Source organism: Vibrio rhodolitus (genome assembly GCF_003350325.1).
GTDB lineage: Bacteria > Pseudomonadota > Gammaproteobacteria > Enterobacterales > Vibrionaceae > Vibrio > Vibrio rhodolitus.
The window spans coordinates 1-531 of the sequence record NZ_QLYZ01000060.1 but is presented as its reverse complement, the minus strand read 5'-3'; the positions used below and the strand labels follow the sequence as shown (position 1 = coordinate 531).

The following is a 531-nucleotide window of genomic DNA, read 5'->3' as shown; positions in this document are numbered from 1 at the left end:
GAGTGCCCCTAGACCAGTCAAGTCGACCGTGTTTTCGGAGCCACACTAATACTGTAGAACAACCTTGTATGCCGTACTTCTCTTGAGCCTGTTTATAAGTCAGTTCACCTCTTTCAACTTGGTCAACGACATCCAATTTAAAAGCGAGTGAATAGTCACGTTGGGTTCGTCTAGCTGCTGATTTCATAACACTCTCCAATTTTCTGATTGGGTTGTGTCAACCTTATTTAGGACGGGTCAGTTACCCAAGTAAAGCGCCTGATTAGACCAGGCGCTTTTTTTTATTAGGTTGTCCCGTCCTGAAATGTGTTTACACATTGAGGACGAATTATGACCACTTCAAATAAACTCTACATTAAGCGCACTCAGCGTGATTACACACTAGGCTTTAAATTGCAGGTCGTTGATGCCGTAGAAAAAGGAGAAATGACCTACAAGCAAGCACAAGCCATTTATGGTATCCAAGGTCGCTCAACTGTTTTAACTTGGCTGAGAAAGCACGGAAAAATGGATTGGACGCAAAACCCAAGG

At 43.3% G+C, this 531-nt stretch carries 1 protein-coding gene and 1 pseudogene; one reads left to right on the top strand and one right to left on the bottom strand.

Annotation, left to right across the window (positions count from 1 at the left end; all coding sequences use genetic code 11):
- Positions 1 to 187 (bottom strand): annotated as a pseudogene (locus tag DPF93_RS21165) (IS3 family transposase); the annotation flags it as partial.
- A gap of 143 nt (positions 188 to 330) precedes the next feature.
- On the opposite strand from DPF93_RS21165, the gene DPF93_RS21160 reads away from it, so the two are divergent.
- A partial coding sequence (locus tag DPF93_RS21160) for a helix-turn-helix domain-containing protein (RefSeq protein WP_164675343.1) occupies positions 331 to 531 on the top strand: 201 nt, incomplete at its 3' end.